Below are 17,410 nucleotides of genomic sequence, written 5' to 3' on the forward strand. Positions count from 1 at the left end.
CTTCGCCGGGAAGGAGTTCGAAGCCTTCTGCACCGAGCGGCTGGGTGTTCATCTGGTGCGGCCGGACCGCAAGGACGAGCCGGTCCGGCACGGGAGAATTGCCCGCGTCCGCCAGTGGATCGAGGCCGTCATCGACACCCTCAAAGGCCAGCTCAGCCTCGAACAACACGGCGGCAGAACCCCGGCCGGAGTCTTCGCCCGCACCGGACAACGACTCCTCGCTCTTGCCGCCGGCATCTGGCACAACTGGACCACCGGCACCAAGATCAAACGATCCCTGATCGCCTACGACCACTGAGAACATCGGACTCACTCATCTAGCGGGGCCCGCGTTCCAGGTCGAACTCCCCGTCCCGGGCACCGAGTACGAAGGCCTCCCACTCGGCGGCGGTGTACCGCAGCACGGTGTCCCGGTCGAGCGAGGAACGCATCGCCACCGCGCCCTCGGGGAGCCGGGCGATCTCGACGCGCTCCTCGTCGGGGCTGGTCCCGGGCGGCCCTTCCCACTCCACGCCGCTGATGTCGAGCGCGTACAGCTCGTCCTTCTCCTGCTGGGTGCCCATGTGCGGCCTTTCCCTCGGCGGTGCTGCGTGTTCGCTGCCGATTATCGGTGCTGCGGACCGGGCCGGGGGAGTGTTTCCCGCCTAGATGAATGAGTCCGATGTCTGTGCTGGTCGCGACCATGGCGAAGGGCGCCCGTTGGTCAGTGTGTGAAGACGTCGCCGATCTGGGCGGCGAGTGCCCCGGTGACGGCCTCGACCTGGTCCCGCGACAGCCGCTGTGCCCCGCGTCCCCGGCGGTCAGCACCAGCGACGCGGCCCCGCCGCCGTCGAGTTCGAGGCGCACGGCCGCCACGTTGCAGCCGCAGCCGCAGCCGCAGCCGCAGCCGCAGCCGCAGCCGCAGCCGCAGCCGCAGCCGCAGCCGCGGCTTGGGCGTCGGGGACGGGGCCCGGTTGTCCGGGCCCCGCGTCTCACATCCCCGGTAGCCGGCCCAGCTGGACCAGCGAGGCACCCCGCTTGCGCGAGTGGAAGTAGGCCCGGCCCGGCGGCATCGGGCGCGGGCGCACGTTGCCGATCAGGTCGCCCTCGGACGGGTCGCCCGAGAGCACGACGCCCTGCGCCCCGAGCTCCTTGAAACGCTGCATGAACGGCTCGTACATCGAGCGCGAGGCGCCCGCCGAGTTCCGCGCGATGATGAAGCGGACGCCCGTGTCCCGGGCGAACGGCAGGAACTCCACCAGCGGCGCCAGCGGGTTGCCCTGGCTGGTGGCCACCAGGTCGTAGTCGTCGATGATGATGAACACGTCCGGGCCCGTCCACCAGCTGCGGTCCCGCAGCTGCTGCGGCGTGACGTCGGTCGGCGGCTGGCGCCGCGAGAACACGCCGCCCAGCGCCTCCATGTGCGTCTGGAGGGAGCTCGCCATCGGCGCGTACTCCAGCAGGTGCTCCTCCGGCAGCGCCCCGAGCAGACTGCGCCGGTAGTCGCCGACCACCAGCCGGGCCTGGTCGGGCGTGTACCGGTCCGCGATCTGCTGGGCGATCAGCCGCAGCAGGTTCGTCTTGCCCGACTCGCTCTCGCCGAAGACGAGGAAGAAGGGGTCGCTCTCGAAGTCGACGAACACCGGCTCCAGGTCCGTCTCGTCGATGCCGATCGCCAGCCCGCGGCCGGGGTACTCCCCGCCCCGGGGCAGCTGGTCGGCGTGCAGCAGCCGCGGCAGCAGCCGTACGCCGGGAGCCGCGGCCCCCGTCCAGTTCTGCTTCACCGCCGACACGAAGGCGGCCGTGGCCTCCGACAGGTCCTCCGGGTCGTGCGAGCCGTCGATCCGCGGCAGCGCCCCCAGGAAGTGCAGCTTCTCCGCCACCTGACCGCGCCCCGGCATGCCCGGCGGCACGTTCGCCGCGACCTTGCGGTCGAACTCGGAGTCCATGACGTCGCCGAGCCGCAGCTCCAGCCGGTTCAGCATCTGGTCCTTGAGGGCGGCCCGCACCTCCATGTACCGGGCCGCGGTGATCACCACGTGGATGCCGTAGCCCAGGCCGCGCGAGGCGATGTCGGTGACCACCGGCTCCAGGCCCTCGTACTCGCCCCGGAAACCGCCCCAGCCGTCGACGACGAGGAACACGTCGCCCCACGGCTCACCGGGCAGCTCACCCGCCGCGCGACGCCGCCGGTAGGTGCCGATCGAGTCGATGCTGTTGGCGCGGAAGAACTCCTCGCGCCGGTTGAGGATGCCCGCCACCTCCGCGACCGTACGCCGCACCCGCTCCGGGTCCAGGCGCGAGGCGATCCCGCCCACGTGCGGCAGCTCGGCGACCGCCGACAGGCTGCCGCCACCGAAGTCCAGCCCGTAGAACTGCACCTCGCGCGGGGTGTGCGTCAGCGCGAACGAGGAGATCAGCGTCCGCATCAGGGTCGACTTGCCCGACTGCGGACCGCCGACGACCATCATGTGGCCCGCCGCACCCGAGAAGTCCCGGTACAACACCTCGCGCCGCTGCTCGAACGGCTTGTCGATCAGGCCGAGCGGCACCACGAGCCCGCCGGGCCGCGTGTACCCCTCCGCGTGCAGCCCGCGCTCGGCCGAGGGGGCCAGCGCCGGCAGCAACTGGTCCAGCGGCGGGGCCTGGTCCAGCGGCGGCAGCCACACCTGGTGCGCCGGCACCCCCTGTCCCTCCAGCCGGCTCACGATCACGTCCAGCACGGTGTCCGCGAGCGCGTCGTCCTCCCGCGGCGCCTGCGCCGCCAGGTACGCCGGGTCCGGCGCCGCGTACACCACCGGCACCGGCGCTGCGGTGAACAGCGCCGGGCGGCGCTCCACCGGGAACAGGCCCACCGACAGGTCCGGGCCGCCCGAGCGGTAGGTACCCGAGACGTACGCCGCCTTGAACCGCGTCATCTCGTCCGTACCGAACTTCAGATAGCCCGAACCCGGCACCGACGGCAGGTGGTAGGCGTCCGGCACACCGATCGCCGTACGCGACTCCGCCGCCGAGAAGGTCCGCAGACCGATCCGGTACGAGAGGTACGTGTCCAGGCCGCGCAGCTTGCCCTCCTCCAGGCGCTGCGAGGCCAGCAGCAGGTGCACGCCCAGCGACCGGCCGATCCGGCCGATCTGGATGAACATGTCGATGAAGTCGGGCTTCGCGGTGAGCAGCTCGGAGAACTCGTCGATGACCAGCACCAGCGAGGCCAGCGGCTCCAGCGGGGCGCCCGCCGCGCGGGCCTTCTCGTAGTCGTGGATGTTGGCGTAGTTGCCCGCCGACCGCAGCAGTTCCTGCCGGCGCTGGAGCTCTCCGCGGATCGAGTCGCCCATGCGGTCCACGAGCGTCAGGTCGTCCGCCAGGTTGGTGATGACGGCCGCGACGTGCGGCATCTGCCCCATGCCGGTGAAGGTCGCACCGCCCTTGAAGTCGGCGAGGACGAAGTTCAGCGTCTCCGAGGTGTGCGTGACCGCCAGGCCCAGCACCAGTGTGCGCAGCAGCTCCGACTTGCCGGAACCGGTCGCGCCTACGCACAGGCCGTGCGGGCCCATGCCCTCCTGCGCGGCCTCCTTGAGGTCCAGCATGACCGGCGCGCCGTCCTCGCCGACACCGATCGGCACCCGAAGCCGCTCACCGGCCGACCGCGGCCGCCAGGTCCGCGCCACGTCGATCGAGGCCGCGTCGCCCAGGTTCAGCAGATCCGTGAAGTCCAGGTTGGCCAGCAGCGGTTCGTCGTCGTCGCCGCCGCCGGTGCGCAGCGGCGCCAGCTGCCGCGCCAGTGCCTCCGCGGCCGGCAGCGACAGTGTGTCCGGCACGCCCTCGTACGCGACGCCCGCACCCGACTCCAGCCGCAGCCGGCCCGGCCGCACCACGACGGACAGCCCGCCGCGCGGCTCGTCCAGCTCGCCCGCGACCACCTCGACGATGGTGACGCCCTGCAGGCCCTCCGCGGCGGCGAACACCGAGTCCGGCGGCACCAGTCCGCCGCGGGAGTTGGCGTCCAGCACGACGACCAGGTGCGGCTGGTCCAGCACCGGGGACACGTCCCGGCTGAACCGCGGCCGTCCCTCCAGGCGGGGCGCCAGCAGCGCCTCCAGCTCGGTGAGGTGGTCGCTGAACAGCCGCTTCGTACCGGCACCGTCCACCTGCCCCGGCACCTGCGTGTGCGGCAGCCACTTCGTCCAGTCCCACGCGGGCACCGCGCCCGGCGCGGCCACCACGGCCACCACCAGGTCCTCGGGGGAGTGCAGCGTCGCGAGCTGCGCCACCATCGCCCGCGCCGTTCCGCGCGCCGACTCCGGCTCCCCGGACACCGTCACGTGGTAGAAGGCCCGCATCGACACCGCGACCGGCAGCCCGTCCAGCGAGGAGTGCACCTTCAGGAAGCGCTGCATCGCACCCGCGGTCAGCGGCTCCAGCTCGTCCACCGGGGCCGTGTCCGGCGCCACCAGAGGCGTCGACAGGCGCTGCGCGCCCAGTCCCAGCCGGGCCTGGCCGAAGTCCGCGTCACCGACCCGCCGCTCCCACAGCCGCGAACCCTCCGCCACCACCGACCACAACTGCTCGGGCGCCGGGTGGAGATACAGCTGTGCGTCGCGCTGTGCCCGGGCGGTCCTGCGGACCTGACGCCGGGTCTGCGCGAGGTATTTGAGGTAGTCCCGGCGCACATCGGCCATTTGCCCCTGCGTACCGCGCCGATGGCGCATCAGCTGGGCGATCATCATGCCCACCGTGGACACCAGCATCAGCACACCCATGATGCGCATGAACGGCGCCGCACCCGGCATGAAGAAGAAGACGACCGACGAGCCCATGCCGAGCATCGGCAGGAGCTGCATCAACATGCCCTCCTGCTGCCCGCGGGGAAGCTCCGGCGGAGCCTCCAGTCTCAGCTCGTCCGAAGGGACTTCGGGCGGCAGGGACCGCGGCGGGCGTTTGACGACGATCTGACTCACCGGAGCATCAATCCCTCGAAAACGGACGGGACGTCGCTACCGGCGCCCCCAAGTCCCGGACGCGAAGGGGTCTCCCACCCGCGCGACGGTGATCCTACTTGCCGACAGTCACGCATACGCCCGGTAGGGTGGCCCGCGCAGTATGCGCATCCGCGAATCCGAGGCGGCGGACCGCGCAATCGCTTCGCCAACCAGGGGGGTCACACAGGTGAGTACGGCCGCAACGACGGGCTTCTGCAGGGTCACCGTCGTGGCTCCCGACAGCCGCATCGACGTCGCCCTCCCCGAGGACATCGCCGTCGCCGACGTCTACCCCGAACTGCTGCGCCTCACCGGCCAGACCCAGCCCGTCGGCGCTCCGACCGGCTTCCACCTGGTCCGCCGCGACGGCACCGTCCTCGACGGCGCCCGCACCCTCGCCGCCCAGCAGGTACTCGACGGCGAGGTGCTGAGCCTTCGCCCCTTCGCCGACTCCCTGCCGCCCGCGGTCTTCGACGACGTCTCCGACGCCGTCGCCTCCGCCGTGGTGCGCGACCGGCACCGCTGGAGCGACGACATGCTGCGCGGCGCAGGCCTGGCCGGAGCCGCCCTGCTGTTCGTCCTGCTGGGCCTCGTCCTCTGGTACGCCGACCCGCTCCGCCACGACATGCACGGCCTGCCCGGGATCATCGCCGGCGCGGCCGGGCTGCTGCTGGCCGCCGCGGCGGGCGTCCGCGCCCGGGTCTACCGCGACCGCGGTTCCGCCGTCGCCCTCGGCCTCGCCGGCCTCCCGCACCTGCTGATCGCCGGGTCCGGCATCATCGCCCCCGCCGCCGGGCACGGCCCCGGCCGGCTCCAGTTCCTGCTCGGCTGCATCTGCGTCCTCGTCGCCTCCGTGGCGCTGGTCGCGCTCACCCCGGACGGGGACGCACCCTTCGTCGCGGCCACCTTCCTCGCGGCCATCGGCACCCTGGCGACCTTCCTCGCGATCGTCACCGAGGCGTCCGCGACCGCCACGGCCGCCGTCTGCGCCCCCGCGGCCATCGGCCTCGTCGCCTTCCTGCCCGGCCTCTCCGCCCGTTTCGCCCGGCTGCCCATCGGCTACGCCGCCCCGCAGAGCGCCGTGGAGGACTACGAGACCCCGGACCGCTACGAGGCCGAGCCGTACGGTGACCCCTCCGGCTCCGAGCAGCCCGAGCCGGGCGCCCCGCTCGACGCCGAGGCCATCGCCGCCCAGGCCCGCCGCGGCCACGAGATGCTGCTCGGCCTGGTGGGCGGCTGCGCGGCGGTCGTCGTCGGCTGCGCCGCGGTCCTCGGCTTCTCCGACAACACCTGGGGGCGCCTGCTGGCCCTCGCCACCGGCCTGGCCATGCTGCTGCGCGCCCGCCTCTTCCGCTACACCTCCCAGGTCGTGTGCACCCTGGTCGCCGGCCTGTCGGCCGTCGCCCTGCTGATCCTGGGCCTGGCCCTGCACCCGCCGGCCGACCTCCTGCGGGAGCTCGTGCAGTACCACGACCGCGGCGGCCTGGACCTCCGTACGATCTGGCTGTCGGCCGCGGTGGCCGCCGGTGCGGCCCTGCTCGCCGGAATTGCGCTGGTCATCCCCCGCAAGGGTCTGTCACCCTTCTGGGGGCGACTGCTCGACCTCACCGAGGCGGCGGTGCTGCTCAGCCTGGTCCCGCTGGCCCTGGCCGTGCTCGACGTGTACGCCCGGGCCCGCTCGCTCACCAGCTGAGACGGGGCCGGGCGGCAGCCTGGTACGCTGTGTAACGGCCGTTTGTGTACGCGCCCCCGGAAGTCCTTCTGGAGGCTGCGCCCAGCGGACCCGCCTCCCGAGTTACGGAAGATCCCCAGAGAATTCGACCTGGGGCACTCGGTGGCCACGAAGACCCATGAGGAGTACGCGTGTCGCTCGACGCCGCTACGAAGAAGCAGATCATCGCTGAGTTTGGTGCCAAGGAGGGCGACACCGGCTCCCCCGAGGTCCAGGTCGCCATGCTCTCCAAGCGCATCACGGACCTGACCGAGCACCTCAAGACCCACAAGCACGACCACCACTCCCGTCGTGGTCTGCTGATCCTGGTCGGCCAGCGTCGCCGCCTGCTGCAGTACCTGGCCAAGAAGGACATCCAGCGCTTCCGTACGCTGGTCGAGCGCCTCGGCATCCGCCGCGGTGCGGCCGGCGTCAAGTAAAGACGCTGTGAAGGGAGCGGTTCCCACACTGAGGGGGCCGCTCCCTTTGCTGTACGTGCTGCTGTACGTGCGGGACGCACCGGACGCTTTGTAGTCTGGACGTACGCGCTGGTTCCGCACCACGTGCACAACTGAAGAGGAGGAGCGCCCTCCCAGGCCGCCGGTCCTCGGTAGTGGTACCCGGAAAGCCCACGGGCACCGAACCGGGTACTTCGATCGAAGACCGGCCCGCACCCAAGGAGCGCTTCTCCGCACCGTCCGCCGCCACACGGGCCGCGGACGGAGACGACGAATATGGAGAAAACGCTAGTGGAGAACGAGACCCACTACGCCGAGGCCGTCATTGACAACGGTTCCTTCGGCACCCGCACCATCCGCTTCGAGACGGGCCGTCTGGCCCGCCAGGCCGCCGGCTCCGCCGTTGCCTACCTGGACGACGACACGATGGTGCTTTCCGCCACCACCGCGTCGAAGAAGCCCAAGGACCAGCTCGACTTCTTCCCCCTGACGGTGGACGTCGAGGAGCGCCAGTACGCGGCCGGCAAGATCCCCGGCTCCTTCTTCCGCCGCGAGGGCCGCCCCTCCGAGGACGCGATCCTCACCTGCCGTCTGATCGACCGCCCGCTGCGCCCGTCCTTCAAGAAGGGCCTGCGCAACGAGATCCAGGTCGTCGCCACCGTCATGGCGCTCAACCCGGACCACCTGTACGACGTCATCGCGATCAACGCCGCGTCCGCGTCCACGCAGCTGGCCGGCCTGCCCTTCTCCGGCCCGATCGGCGGCGTCCGCGTCGCGCTGATCCGCGGCCAGTGGGTGGCCTTCCCGACGCACACCGAGCTTGAGGACGCCGTCTTCGACATGGTCGTCGCGGGCCGCGTCCTGGAGGACGGCGACGTCGCGATCATGATGGTCGAGGCCGAGGCCACCGAGAAGACCGTCACCCTCGTCAAGGGCGGCGCCGAGGCGCCGACCGAGGAGATCGTCGCCGCCGGTCTGGAGGCCTCGAAGCCCTTCATCAAGGCCCTGTGCAAGGCCCAGTCGGACCTGGCCTCCAAGGCCGCCAAGCCCGAGGGCGAGTTCCCGGTCTTCCTGGACTACCAGGACGACGTCTACGAGGCCCTCGTCGCCGCGGTCAAGGGCGAGCTCGCCCAGGCGCTGACCATCCCCGGCAAGCAGGACCGCGAGGCGGAGCTCGACCGCGTCAAGGACCTCGCCGCCGAGAAGCTCCTCCCGGCCTTCGAGGGCCGCGAGAAGGAGATCTCCGCCGCCTACCGCAGCCTGACCAAGGCCCTGGTGCGCGAGCGCGTCATCAAGGACAAGGTCCGCATCGACGGCCGCGGGATCACGGACATCCGTACCCTCGCCGCCGAGGTCGAGGCCATCCCGCGCGTGCACGGCTCGGCGCTGTTCGAGCGTGGCGAGACCCAGATCCTGGGCGTCACCACCCTCAACATGCTCCGTATGGAGCAGCAGCTGGACACTCTTTCCCCGGTGACCCGCAAGCGCTACATGCACAACTACAACTTCCCGCCGTACTCCGTCGGCGAGACCGGCCGCGTGGGTTCGCCCAAGCGCCGCGAGATCGGCCACGGCGCCCTCGCCGAGCGCGCGATCCTCCCGGTCCTGCCGACCCGCGAGGAGTTCCCCTACGCGATCCGCCAGGTGTCCGAGGCCCTCGGCTCCAACGGTTCGACGTCCATGGGCTCGGTCTGCGCCTCGACCATGTCGCTGCTGAACGCCGGTGTGCCGCTGAAGGCCCCCGTCGCCGGTATCGCCATGGGCCTGATCTCCCAGGAGATCGACGGCAAGACCCACTACGTCGCCCTCACCGACATCCTCGGTGCGGAGGACGCCTTCGGCGACATGGACTTCAAGGTCGCCGGCACCAAGGAGTTCGTGACCGCCCTCCAGCTCGACACCAAGCTGGACGGCATCCCGGCCTCCGTCCTGGCCGCGGCCCTCAAGCAGGCCCGCGACGCCCGCCTCCACATCCTCGACGTGATGATGGAAGCGATCGACACGCCGGACGAGATGTCCCCCAACGCCCCGCGGATCATCACCGTCAAGATCCCCGTGGACAAGATCGGCGAGGTCATCGGCCCCAAGGGCAAGATGATCAACCAGATCCAGGAGGACACCGGCGCCGAGATCACGATCGAGGACGACGGCACCATCTACATCGGTGCCGCCGACGGCCCGGCCGCCGAGGCCGCCCGCGCCACGATCAACGGCATCGCCAACCCGACCATGCCGGAGGTCGGCGAGCGCTACCTGGGTACGGTCGTCAAGACCACCACCTTCGGTGCCTTCGTCTCCCTGCTCCCGGGCAAGGACGGCCTGCTGCACATCTCGCAGATCCGCAAGCTCGCCGGTGGCAAGCGCGTGGAGAACGTCGAGGACGTGCTCGCGGTCGGCACCAAGGTCCAGGTCGAGATCGCCGAGATCGACCAGCGCGGCAAGCTCTCCCTGATCCCCGTGATCGACGGCGAGGCCGCCGGTGACGACGCTGACAAGGACGACTCCGACAAGTGACGTCGCGTAGTTCCCGTGTGACGGCCCGCCCCTCCTCCGAGGGGCGGGCCGTCGCCCGTACCCAAACCCTCCTCAAGGGCGAGAACGGCATCGGCACCGTCCGGCGCACGGTCCTCCCCGGCGGACTGCGCATCGTCACCGAGACGCTGCCCTCCGTCCGCTCCGCCACCTTCGGCATCTGGGCGCACGTGGGCTCCCGCGACGAGACGCCCACGCTCAACGGTGCCACGCACTACCTGGAGCACCTCCTCTTCAAGGGCACCGCTCAGCGCAGCGCCCTCGACATCTCCTCCGCGATCGACGCGGTCGGCGGCGAGATGAACGCCTTCACGGCGAAGGAGTACACCTGCTACTACGCACGGGTGCTCGACACCGACCTGCCGCTGGCGATCGACGTCGTCTGCGACATGCTCACCGGCTCGCTGATCCGCGAGGAGGACGTCGACGCCGAGCGCGGCGTCATCCTCGAAGAGATCGCCATGACCGAGGACGACCCGGGCGACTGCGTGCACGACCTGTTCGCGCACACGATGTTCGGCGACACCCCGCTGGGCCGGCCCGTCCTCGGCACCGTCGACACGATCAACGCCCTCGGCGCCGACCGGATCCGCCGCTTCTACAAGAAGCACTACGACCCCACCCACCTGGTGGTGGCCGCGGCCGGCAACGTCGACCACAACAAGGTCGTACGCCAGGTACGCGCGGCCTTCGAGAAGGCCGGGGCCCTCGGGCGCACCGACGCCGAACCGATCGGCCCGCGCGCCGGCACCAAGCGCATCCGCACCTCCGGCAAGGTCGACCTGATCAACCGCAAGACCGAGCAGGCCCACGTGGTGCTCGGCATGCCCGGCCTGGCCCGCACCGACGAGCGCCGCTGGGCGCTCGGGGTGCTGAACACCGCCCTCGGCGGCGGCATGTCCTCCCGCCTCTTCCAGGAGGTCCGGGAGAAGCGCGGCCTGGCCTACAGCGTGTACTCGTACACCTCGGGCTTCGCCGACACCGGCCTGTTCGGCGTGTACGCGGGCTGCCGGCCCAGCCAGGTCCACGACGTGCTCCGGATCTGCCGAGGCGAGCTCGACAAGGTCGTCTCGGAGGGGCTCACCGACGAGGAGATCAAGCGGGCCATCGGCCAGCTGTCCGGCTCCACCGTCCTCGGCCTGGAGGACACCGGCGCGATCATGAACCGCATCGGCAAGAGCGAGCTGTGCTGGGGCGACCAGATGTCGGTCGACGACATGCTGGCCCGGATCGCCGCCGTGACCCCGGACGACGTCCGCTCGGTCGCCCTGGACGTCCTGGCCCAGCGGCCGTCGCTCTCGGTGATCGGACCCCTGAAGGAGAAGCAGGCCGCCCGCCTCGACGAAGCGGTGGCCTGAGACCCTGACACCTCGGGGCCGGGCACCGGCCGCCGGCCGGTGCCCGGCCCGTACGACAGGAAGCGAAGGAAGCATGAGCAGCAAGCTGCGCGTAGCGGTTCTCGGTGCACAGGGCCGCATCGGCTCCGAGGCGGTCAAGGCCGTCGAGGCAGCCGAGGACATGGAGCTGGTGGCCGCCCTCGGCCGTGGCGACAAGCTGGAGAAGCTGGCCGAGACCGGCGCCCAGGTCGCCGTCGAGCTGACCACCCCCGCCTCGGTCATGGGCAACCTCGACTTCTGCATCCGCCACGGCATCCACGCCGTCGTCGGCACCACCGGCTGGACCGAGGAGCGCCTCGCCCAGCTGGACACCTGGCTCGCCGGCTCCCCCGAGACCGGTGTGCTCATCGCCCCGAACTTCTCCATCGGCGCCGTCCTCACCATGAAGTTCGCCGCGCAGGCCGCCCGCTACTTCGAGTCCGTCGAGGTCGTGGAACTGCACCACCCCAACAAGGTCGACGCCCCCTCCGGCACGGCCACCCGTACGGCGCAGCTCATCGCGGCCGCCCGCGCCGAGGCCGGCTGCGCCCCGCAGCCCGACGCCACCGCCACCGCCCTCGACGGCGCGCGCGGCGCGGACGTCGACGGGGTCCCGGTGCACGCGATCCGCCTGCGCGGCCTGCTGGCCCACCAGGAGGTGCTGCTCGGCGGCGAGGGCGAGACCCTGACCATCCGTCACGACTCCCTGCACCACAGCAGCTTCATGCCGGGCATCCTCCTCGGCGCGCGCCGCGTGACGCAGACCCCGGGCCTGACCTTCGGCCTGGAACACTTCCTCGACCTCGGCTGATGAGCAGGCAGTAGCACCATGCGCGCGAAGATCACCTACTTCCTCACGGCCGCCGTCCTGGTCGTCTACTTCGTCCTGGTCGGCAGCAGGGGCCTGATGCTGCTCCGGCAGGGCACCTGGCTGACCGTCACCTTCGGCGCCGCGGTGCTGGTCCTGCCCGTCATCGGTGTCTGGTTCCTCTGGAAGAACACGCAGTTCGTGCGGAAGGCCAACCAGCTCGCGAACGAGCTGGATGCCGAGGGCGGACTGCCCGTGGACGAGCTGGAGCGGGACCAGTACGGCCGGATCCTGCGGGACTCCGCCGACGAGGTCTTCGCGCGCCGCAAGGCCGAGACGGAGGACGCGCCGGGAGACTGGCGCAGCTGGTTCCGCCTCGCCGTGGCCTACCACGACGCCCGCGACACCCCGCGGGCCCGCAAGGCCATGCAGCGGGCCATCGCCCTGCACGACAGGAAGCCCGTACAGGTCTGATCCCCGTACGGGCTTCCGGTCCTGGCCCGCCGCCTCAGGCAGGTACGGCCCGGTACTCCTCGGCCCAGGCCTCCACCGCGTCGGTGGCCCGGTCGAACGCCTCCGCACGCGCCAGGAAGTCGGCGTTGTGGTCGGTCAGCAGCACCGGCAGCGCGGCGCCGTCCCGCCCGGCCACCGTCAGGGCCTGGCCCTGCACGGTCCTCGGCAGGCCGAGCCAGCGCACGGGCTGCTGCGCAGTGCGGACGTCGGCGACCTCGCTCCAGGTGAGCGAGCGGGTCCTGAGGAAGCCGACCAGGCGCAGCCCCTTGGGGCTGACCCAGATCCCCGCCACCAGCAGCCGCAGCGCGGCCCCGATCACACTGAGCGCGGCGACCAGGCAGACGATCGCCACCGCCCCGGCGCCCGCGAACGCGATGATCATCGTGGCGAGCAGCATGAAGGCGGCCAGCAGGAGCAGCAGTGCGGCGCCGGCGACCCGCCAGGGGCCGGGCCGGTAGGGCCGGCGCCAGCGGTCCTGGTCTGCATGGGCGAGGACCTCGTCGCCGTCCTCGTGCGCGTCGAACGCGCTGTCGGCCGTCATGAAGGGCAGGGGCACGGCGGGACCTCACTCACATGCACGTTCGGTTGGGCTGCCCGTGAGGCTACCGCCCCCGGGAGGCCTCCGACTGCTGCGACGTGGCGGGCGTCTGGTGGGGCTGCAACGCCGGTACGCCGAAGAGCAGGGAGCCGACCAGCCCCGCCACCACGGTCAGCCCGACCAGGGTACGGGCGGCGAACTGCGTCTTGCTCAGACACTCGCGCGGCGGCGGGGTGACGTTGCTGCGGAATCGGTCGGCCTCGGCGACAAAGGCGAACGGGACGGGTTCGCGCCGGCTGAACATGAGGGGACTCTCCTCGGGATCGGAGTGGCTGTACTCACAAGGACGTGCGAACTGCCCGCCAGGTGCCTCCGATCGGGAAATCGATGCGCGAGCTGCCCTGACGGGCGCCGTAGAGTGGGCGCGCCCCATGTGAGACGTTCGGAAGGACCCCCGGTGAGCGAGACCGCCGCTTCAGACCTGAAACCCAGCTTCCGCAGTGATGTGACGGTGGAGCTGGTGAAGCACTCCGCCGCCGACTCCGACGTGCTGTGGGCCGCCCGCGTCTCCACGGCGGGCGAGCAGTCGCTGGACGAGCTGCAGAAGGACCCGGAGCGCTCCAAGGGGCTCATCAACTACCTGATGCGCGACCGCCACGGCAGCCCCTTCGAGCACAACTCGATGACCTTCTTCATCAGCGCCCCGATCTTCGTGTTCCGCGAGTTCATGCGCCACCGCGTCGGCTGGTCGTACAACGAGGAATCGGGCCGCTACAGGGAGCTGGAGCCGGTCTTCTACGTCCCGGACGCCGAGCGCAAGCTCGTCCAGGAGGGCCGTCCGGGCAAGTACGTCTTCGTCGAGGGCACCGCGGCGCAGCAGGAGCTGACCGGCCGGGTCATGGAGGACTCGTACCGCCAGGCCTACGAGGCCTACCAGGAGATGCTGGCGGCGGGCGTGGCCCGGGAGGTGGCCCGTTCGGTCCTGCCCGTCGGCCTCTTCTCCTCGATGTACGCCACCTGCAACGCGCGCTCGCTCATGCACTTCCTCGGTCTGCGCACCCAGCACGAGCTCGCCAAGGTCCCGTCCTTCCCGCAGCGGGAGATCGAGATGGTCGGCGAGAAGATGGAGCAGCACTGGGCCTCGCTGATGCCGCTGACGTACGCGGCCTTCAACGCCAACGGGCGCGTGGCCCCGTAAGGCCCGGAACGGCGTGTGCGTACGGATGTGCCGAGTCAGGTCCGAAGTGTCCGTATTGCCACGTTTCGTAAAGTTCATCTAGGCTGATCAAACGGACCCGGCACTGCTTGAACCCCCGAGCAGGCAGTGCCGGGCTCCACACTCCTCCCGGCCCACCGCCGGGAGGCGCACCACCCTGTTGACGTCCCCCGAGGGGACATCGCGAGCATGGCAGCGAGTAGCGTGTTACCCATGGCTCCGATCTCGACTCCGCAGACCCCCTTCGGGCGGGTCCTCACCGCCATGATCACGCCCTTCACGGCTGATGGCGCACTCGACCTCGACGGCGCGCAGCAGCTCGCCGTCCACCTGGTGGACGCAGGCAACGACGGCCTGATCATCAACGGGACCACCGGCGAGTCCCCGACCACCACCGACGCGGAGAAAAACGACCTCGTACGAGCCGTCCTCGAAGCGGTCGGAGACCGTGCCCACGTCGTCGCCGGCATCGGCACCAACGACACCCGCCACACCCTGGAGCTCGCCCGCCAGGCCGAGCGCACCGGCGCCCACGGCCTCCTCGCGGTGACCCCGTACTACAGCAAGCCGCCGCAGGAAGGCCTCTACCGGCACTTCACGGCCATCGCGGATGCCACCGGGCTCCCGGTCATGCTGTACGACATCCCCGGCCGCAGCGGTGTCCCGATCAACACCGAGACCCTCGTCCGGCTGGCCGAGCACCCCCGTATCGTGGCCAACAAGGACGCCAAGGGCGACCTCGGCCGCGCGAGCTGGGCCATCGCCCAGAGCGGCCTGGCCTGGTACTCGGGTGACGACATGCTGAACCTGCCGTTGCTGTCGGTCGGCGCGGTCGGCTTCGTCTCCGTCGTGGGCCACGTGGTCAGCCCGGAGCTCCGCGCGATGCTCGAAGCGCACCTGGCCGGCGACGTCCAGAAGGCCACGGAGATCCACCAGAAGCTGCTCCCCGTCTTCACCGGGATGTTCCGCACCCAGGGCGTGATCACCACGAAGGGCGCCCTGAACCTCCAGGGGCTGCCCGCGGGCCCGCTGCGGCTCCCGCTGGTCGAGCTGACCGCCGAAGAGACGGCCCAGCTCAAGATCGATCTTGCCGCCGGCGGGGTACAGCTCTGACACCAGACTTCACAACTGAATAAGCAGTACCCCACGAAAAGACACATGAAAGTGCACGAATGCATGCACGCCACGTGCCTACGAGGTACGTGGCGTGTTTGGTGAGGAGAGACTTTTGAGCCATCCGCATCCTGAACTCGGTCCGCCGCCGAAGCTCCCGAAGGGCGGCCTCCGTGTCACCCCCCTGGGTGGTCTCGGCGAGATCGGCCGCAACATGACCGTCTTCGAGTTCGACGGCCGGCTGCTGATCGTCGACTGCGGCGTCCTCTTCCCCGAGGAGGAGCAGCCGGGCATCGACCTGATCCTGCCGGACTTCACGTCCATCCGGGACCGGCTCGACGACATCGAGGGCATCGTCCTCACCCACGGTCACGAGGACCACATCGGCGCCGTCCCCTTCCTCCTGCGCGAGAAGCCGGACATCCCGCTTGTCGGCTCCAAGCTGACGCTGGCCCTCATCGAGGCGAAGCTCCAGGAACACCGGATCCGCCCCTACACCCTTGAGGTGAAGGAGGGCGACCGGGAGAACCTCGGGATCTTCGACTGCGAGTTCATCGCAGTCAACCACTCCATCCCGGACGCGCTGGCCGTCGCCATCCGCACCCCCGCGGGCCTGGTCGTCGCCACCGGCGACTTCAAGATGGACCAGCTCCCGATGGACAACCGCCTCACCGACCTGCACGCCTTCGCGCGTCTGAGCGAGGAGGGCATCGACCTCCTCCTTTCGGACTCGACGAACGCCGAGGTCCCGGGCTTCGTCCCGCCGGAGCGCGACATCTCGAACGTCATCCGCGGTGTCTTCGCGGGTGCCCAGAAGCGGATCATCGTGGCGAGCTTCGCCAGCCACGTCCACCGCATCCAGCAGGTCCTCGACGCCGCGCACGAGTACGGCCGACGCGTCGCCTTCGTCGGCCGCTCGATGGTCCGCAACATGGGCATCGCCCGCGACCTGGGCTACCTGCGGGTCCCGGCCGGCCTCGTCGTCGACGTGAAGACCCTCGACGACCTGCCGGACGACGAGGTCGTGCTGGTCTGTACGGGTTCCCAGGGCGAGCCGATGGCGGCCCTGTCCCGGATGGCCAACCGCGACCACCAGATCCGGATCGTCCCCGGTGACACCGTGATCCTTGCGTCGTCGCTGATCCCGGGCAACGAGAACGCGGTCTACCGCGTGATCAACGGCCTGACCCGGTGGGGCGCCAACGTCGTCCACAAGGGCAACGCGAAGGTGCACGTCTCCGGCCACGCGTCCGCGGGCGAGCTGCTGTACTTCTACAACATCTGCAAACCGCGGAACCTGATGCCGGTCCACGGCGAATGGCGCCACCTGCGGGCCAACGCCGAGCTCGGCGCCATGACGGGTGTCCCGAAGGACCGCATCGTCATCGCCGAGGACGGCGTGGTCGTCGACCTCGTCGACGGCAAGGCCCGGATCTCCGGCAAGGTCCAGGCCGGCTACGTGTACGTGGACGGCCTGTCGGTCGGCGATGTCACCGAGGTCCACCTGAAGGACCGCCGGATCCTCGGCGACGAGGGCATCGTCTCGGTGTTCGTCGTGGTGGACAGCACCACGGGCAAGATCGTGAGCGGCCCGAACATCCAGGCCCGCGGCTCCGGCATCGAGGACTCGGCCTTCACGGCGGTCGTGCCCAAGATCGAGGAGGCCATCGCCCGCGCCGCGGCCGACGGCGTCGCCGAGCCGCACCAGATCCAGCAGCTCATCCGCCGCACGATGGGCAAGTGGGTCTCGGACGGCTACCGCCGCCGCCCGATGATCCTCCCGGTCGTCGTCGAGGTCTGACCCTCGCCGTAGCGCCGTCACCGGAGCGGGGCAACCGGATTTGCATCCGGGGCCCCGCTCCAGTACGTTTACGGCTCCACCTCGTACGACGCCCGTGCACATCCGTGTGCCCGGACGCGTCCCGCGAGGCGGGTGGTCATCACGACTCAGATCACCTGATAAAGTCTGATCCGCCCGAAAGGGAAAGGCCCTCCAACGGCCTCCGAATTCAAATCCAAGCCGGAAACGGCACGGAAATGATCTGGTAAGGTTGGAATCGCCGGAAAGGGAAAACGCGAAAGCGAAGAACCTGGAAAGCGAGCGGGACGGACTCTGATAGAGTCGGAAACGCAAGAACGAAAGCCCGGAGGAAAGCCCCAGTAAGTGTTACTGAGGGTGAGTACGAA

Annotated in this window: 13 protein-coding genes and 1 pseudogene; 10 read left to right on the plus strand and 4 right to left on the minus strand. The window is 70.4% G+C overall.

The window, feature by feature from the left end:
- Positions 1-298, plus strand: a pseudogene (locus AB0B01_RS29395) (IS982 family transposase); the annotation flags it as partial.
- A 19-nt stretch (positions 299-317) separates the two neighbouring features.
- Here AB0B01_RS29395 and AB0B01_RS29400 read toward each other — a convergent pair.
- Both AB0B01_RS29400 and eccCa read right to left on the minus strand, forming a co-directional pair.
- Entirely contained in the window at positions 318-563 is a 246-nt protein-coding gene (locus AB0B01_RS29400; RefSeq protein ID WP_361725536.1) for a DUF397 domain-containing protein, read from the minus strand.
- A 408-nt stretch (positions 564-971) separates the two neighbouring features.
- The gene (gene eccCa, locus AB0B01_RS29405) at positions 972-4,937 is read right to left on the minus strand and encodes a type VII secretion protein EccCa (protein ID WP_361725539.1); all 3,966 of its coding nucleotides are present in this window, start codon (positions 4,935-4,937) and stop codon (positions 972-974) included.
- A gap of 208 nt (positions 4,938-5,145) precedes the next feature.
- On the opposite strand from eccCa, the gene eccD reads away from it, so the two are divergent.
- From eccD to AB0B01_RS29435, 6 genes are all read left to right on the plus strand, one after another.
- Positions 5,146-6,651 (plus strand): type VII secretion integral membrane protein EccD, encoded by a 1,506-nt coding sequence (eccD, locus tag AB0B01_RS29410; RefSeq protein WP_361725542.1) that lies wholly within the window; start codon positions 5,146-5,148, stop codon positions 6,649-6,651.
- A 170-nt stretch (positions 6,652-6,821) separates the two neighbouring features.
- A complete protein-coding gene (gene rpsO, locus AB0B01_RS29415) occupies positions 6,822-7,109 on the plus strand; it encodes a 30S ribosomal protein S15 (RefSeq protein WP_030161433.1) in 288 nt (95 codons plus the stop codon).
- Positions 7,110-7,418: 309 nt separating this feature from the next.
- Positions 7,419-9,641 carry a polyribonucleotide nucleotidyltransferase gene (locus AB0B01_RS29420; RefSeq protein ID WP_361725567.1) on the plus strand — a complete coding sequence of 741 codons (2,223 nt, stop codon included), beginning with the start codon at positions 7,419-7,421 and terminating at the stop codon, positions 9,639-9,641.
- Positions 9,638-11,017: a pitrilysin family protein gene (locus AB0B01_RS29425; RefSeq protein WP_361725547.1), complete on the plus strand. Its 1,380-nt coding sequence runs from the start codon at positions 9,638-9,640 to the stop codon at positions 11,015-11,017. The genes AB0B01_RS29420 and AB0B01_RS29425 overlap by 4 nt, the downstream gene beginning before the upstream one ends.
- A 73-nt stretch (positions 11,018-11,090) precedes the next feature.
- Positions 11,091-11,846: a 4-hydroxy-tetrahydrodipicolinate reductase gene (gene dapB, locus AB0B01_RS29430; RefSeq protein ID WP_356847834.1), complete on the plus strand. Its 756-nt coding sequence runs from the start codon at positions 11,091-11,093 to the stop codon at positions 11,844-11,846.
- Positions 11,847-11,864: 18 nt separating this feature from the next.
- A complete protein-coding gene (locus AB0B01_RS29435; protein WP_361725551.1) occupies positions 11,865-12,317 on the plus strand; it encodes a hypothetical protein in 453 nt (150 codons plus the stop codon).
- Positions 12,318-12,351: 34 nt separating this feature from the next.
- Here the strand turns inward: AB0B01_RS29435 and AB0B01_RS29440 are convergent, their stop codons facing one another.
- Positions 12,352-12,912 carry a PH domain-containing protein gene (locus AB0B01_RS29440; RefSeq protein WP_361725554.1) on the minus strand — a complete coding sequence of 187 codons (561 nt, stop codon included), beginning with the start codon at positions 12,910-12,912 and terminating at the stop codon, positions 12,352-12,354.
- A gap of 46 nt (positions 12,913-12,958) precedes the next feature.
- Positions 12,959-13,198 (minus strand): hypothetical protein, encoded by a 240-nt coding sequence (locus AB0B01_RS29445; RefSeq protein WP_361725557.1) that lies wholly within the window; start codon positions 13,196-13,198, stop codon positions 12,959-12,961.
- Between the two features lie 153 nt (positions 13,199-13,351).
- Between AB0B01_RS29445 and thyX the strand changes: the two genes are divergently transcribed.
- The 3 genes from thyX (at position 13,352) to AB0B01_RS29460 (ending at position 17,024) form a co-directional block, all read left to right on the plus strand.
- Positions 13,352-14,092, plus strand: a complete 741-nt coding sequence (gene thyX / locus AB0B01_RS29450) for an FAD-dependent thymidylate synthase (RefSeq protein ID WP_356847840.1) — start codon at positions 13,352-13,354, stop codon at positions 14,090-14,092.
- A 231-nt stretch (positions 14,093-14,323) separates the two neighbouring features.
- Entirely contained in the window at positions 14,324-15,223 is a 900-nt protein-coding gene (gene dapA, locus AB0B01_RS29455; protein ID WP_361725561.1) for a 4-hydroxy-tetrahydrodipicolinate synthase, read from the plus strand.
- 115 nt (positions 15,224-15,338) lie between these two features.
- On the plus strand, positions 15,339-17,024 hold the full coding sequence (locus AB0B01_RS29460; RefSeq protein ID WP_361725564.1) for a ribonuclease J: 1,686 nt from the start codon (positions 15,339-15,341) through the stop codon (positions 17,022-17,024).
- The last annotated feature ends 386 nt before the right edge of the window (positions 17,025-17,410 follow it).

This window comes from Streptomyces sp. NPDC044571 (assembly GCF_040647115.1).
GTDB lineage: Bacteria > Actinomycetota > Actinomycetes > Streptomycetales > Streptomycetaceae > Streptomyces.

Coding starts and splice junctions, on each gene's coding strand:
- dapB (WP_356847834.1), top strand. CDS start 11,091: ATGAGCAGCAAGCTGCGCGTAGCGGTTCTCGGTGCACAGGGCCGCATC.
- AB0B01_RS29400 (WP_361725536.1), bottom strand. CDS start 563: ATGGGCACCCAGCAGGAGAAGGACGAGCTGTACGCGCTCGACATCAGC.
- dapA (WP_361725561.1), top strand. CDS start 14,324: ATGGCTCCGATCTCGACTCCGCAGACCCCCTTCGGGCGGGTCCTCACC.
- AB0B01_RS29435 (WP_361725551.1), top strand. CDS start 11,865: ATGCGCGCGAAGATCACCTACTTCCTCACGGCCGCCGTCCTGGTCGTC.
- AB0B01_RS29445 (WP_361725557.1), bottom strand. CDS start 13,198: ATGTTCAGCCGGCGCGAACCCGTCCCGTTCGCCTTTGTCGCCGAGGCC.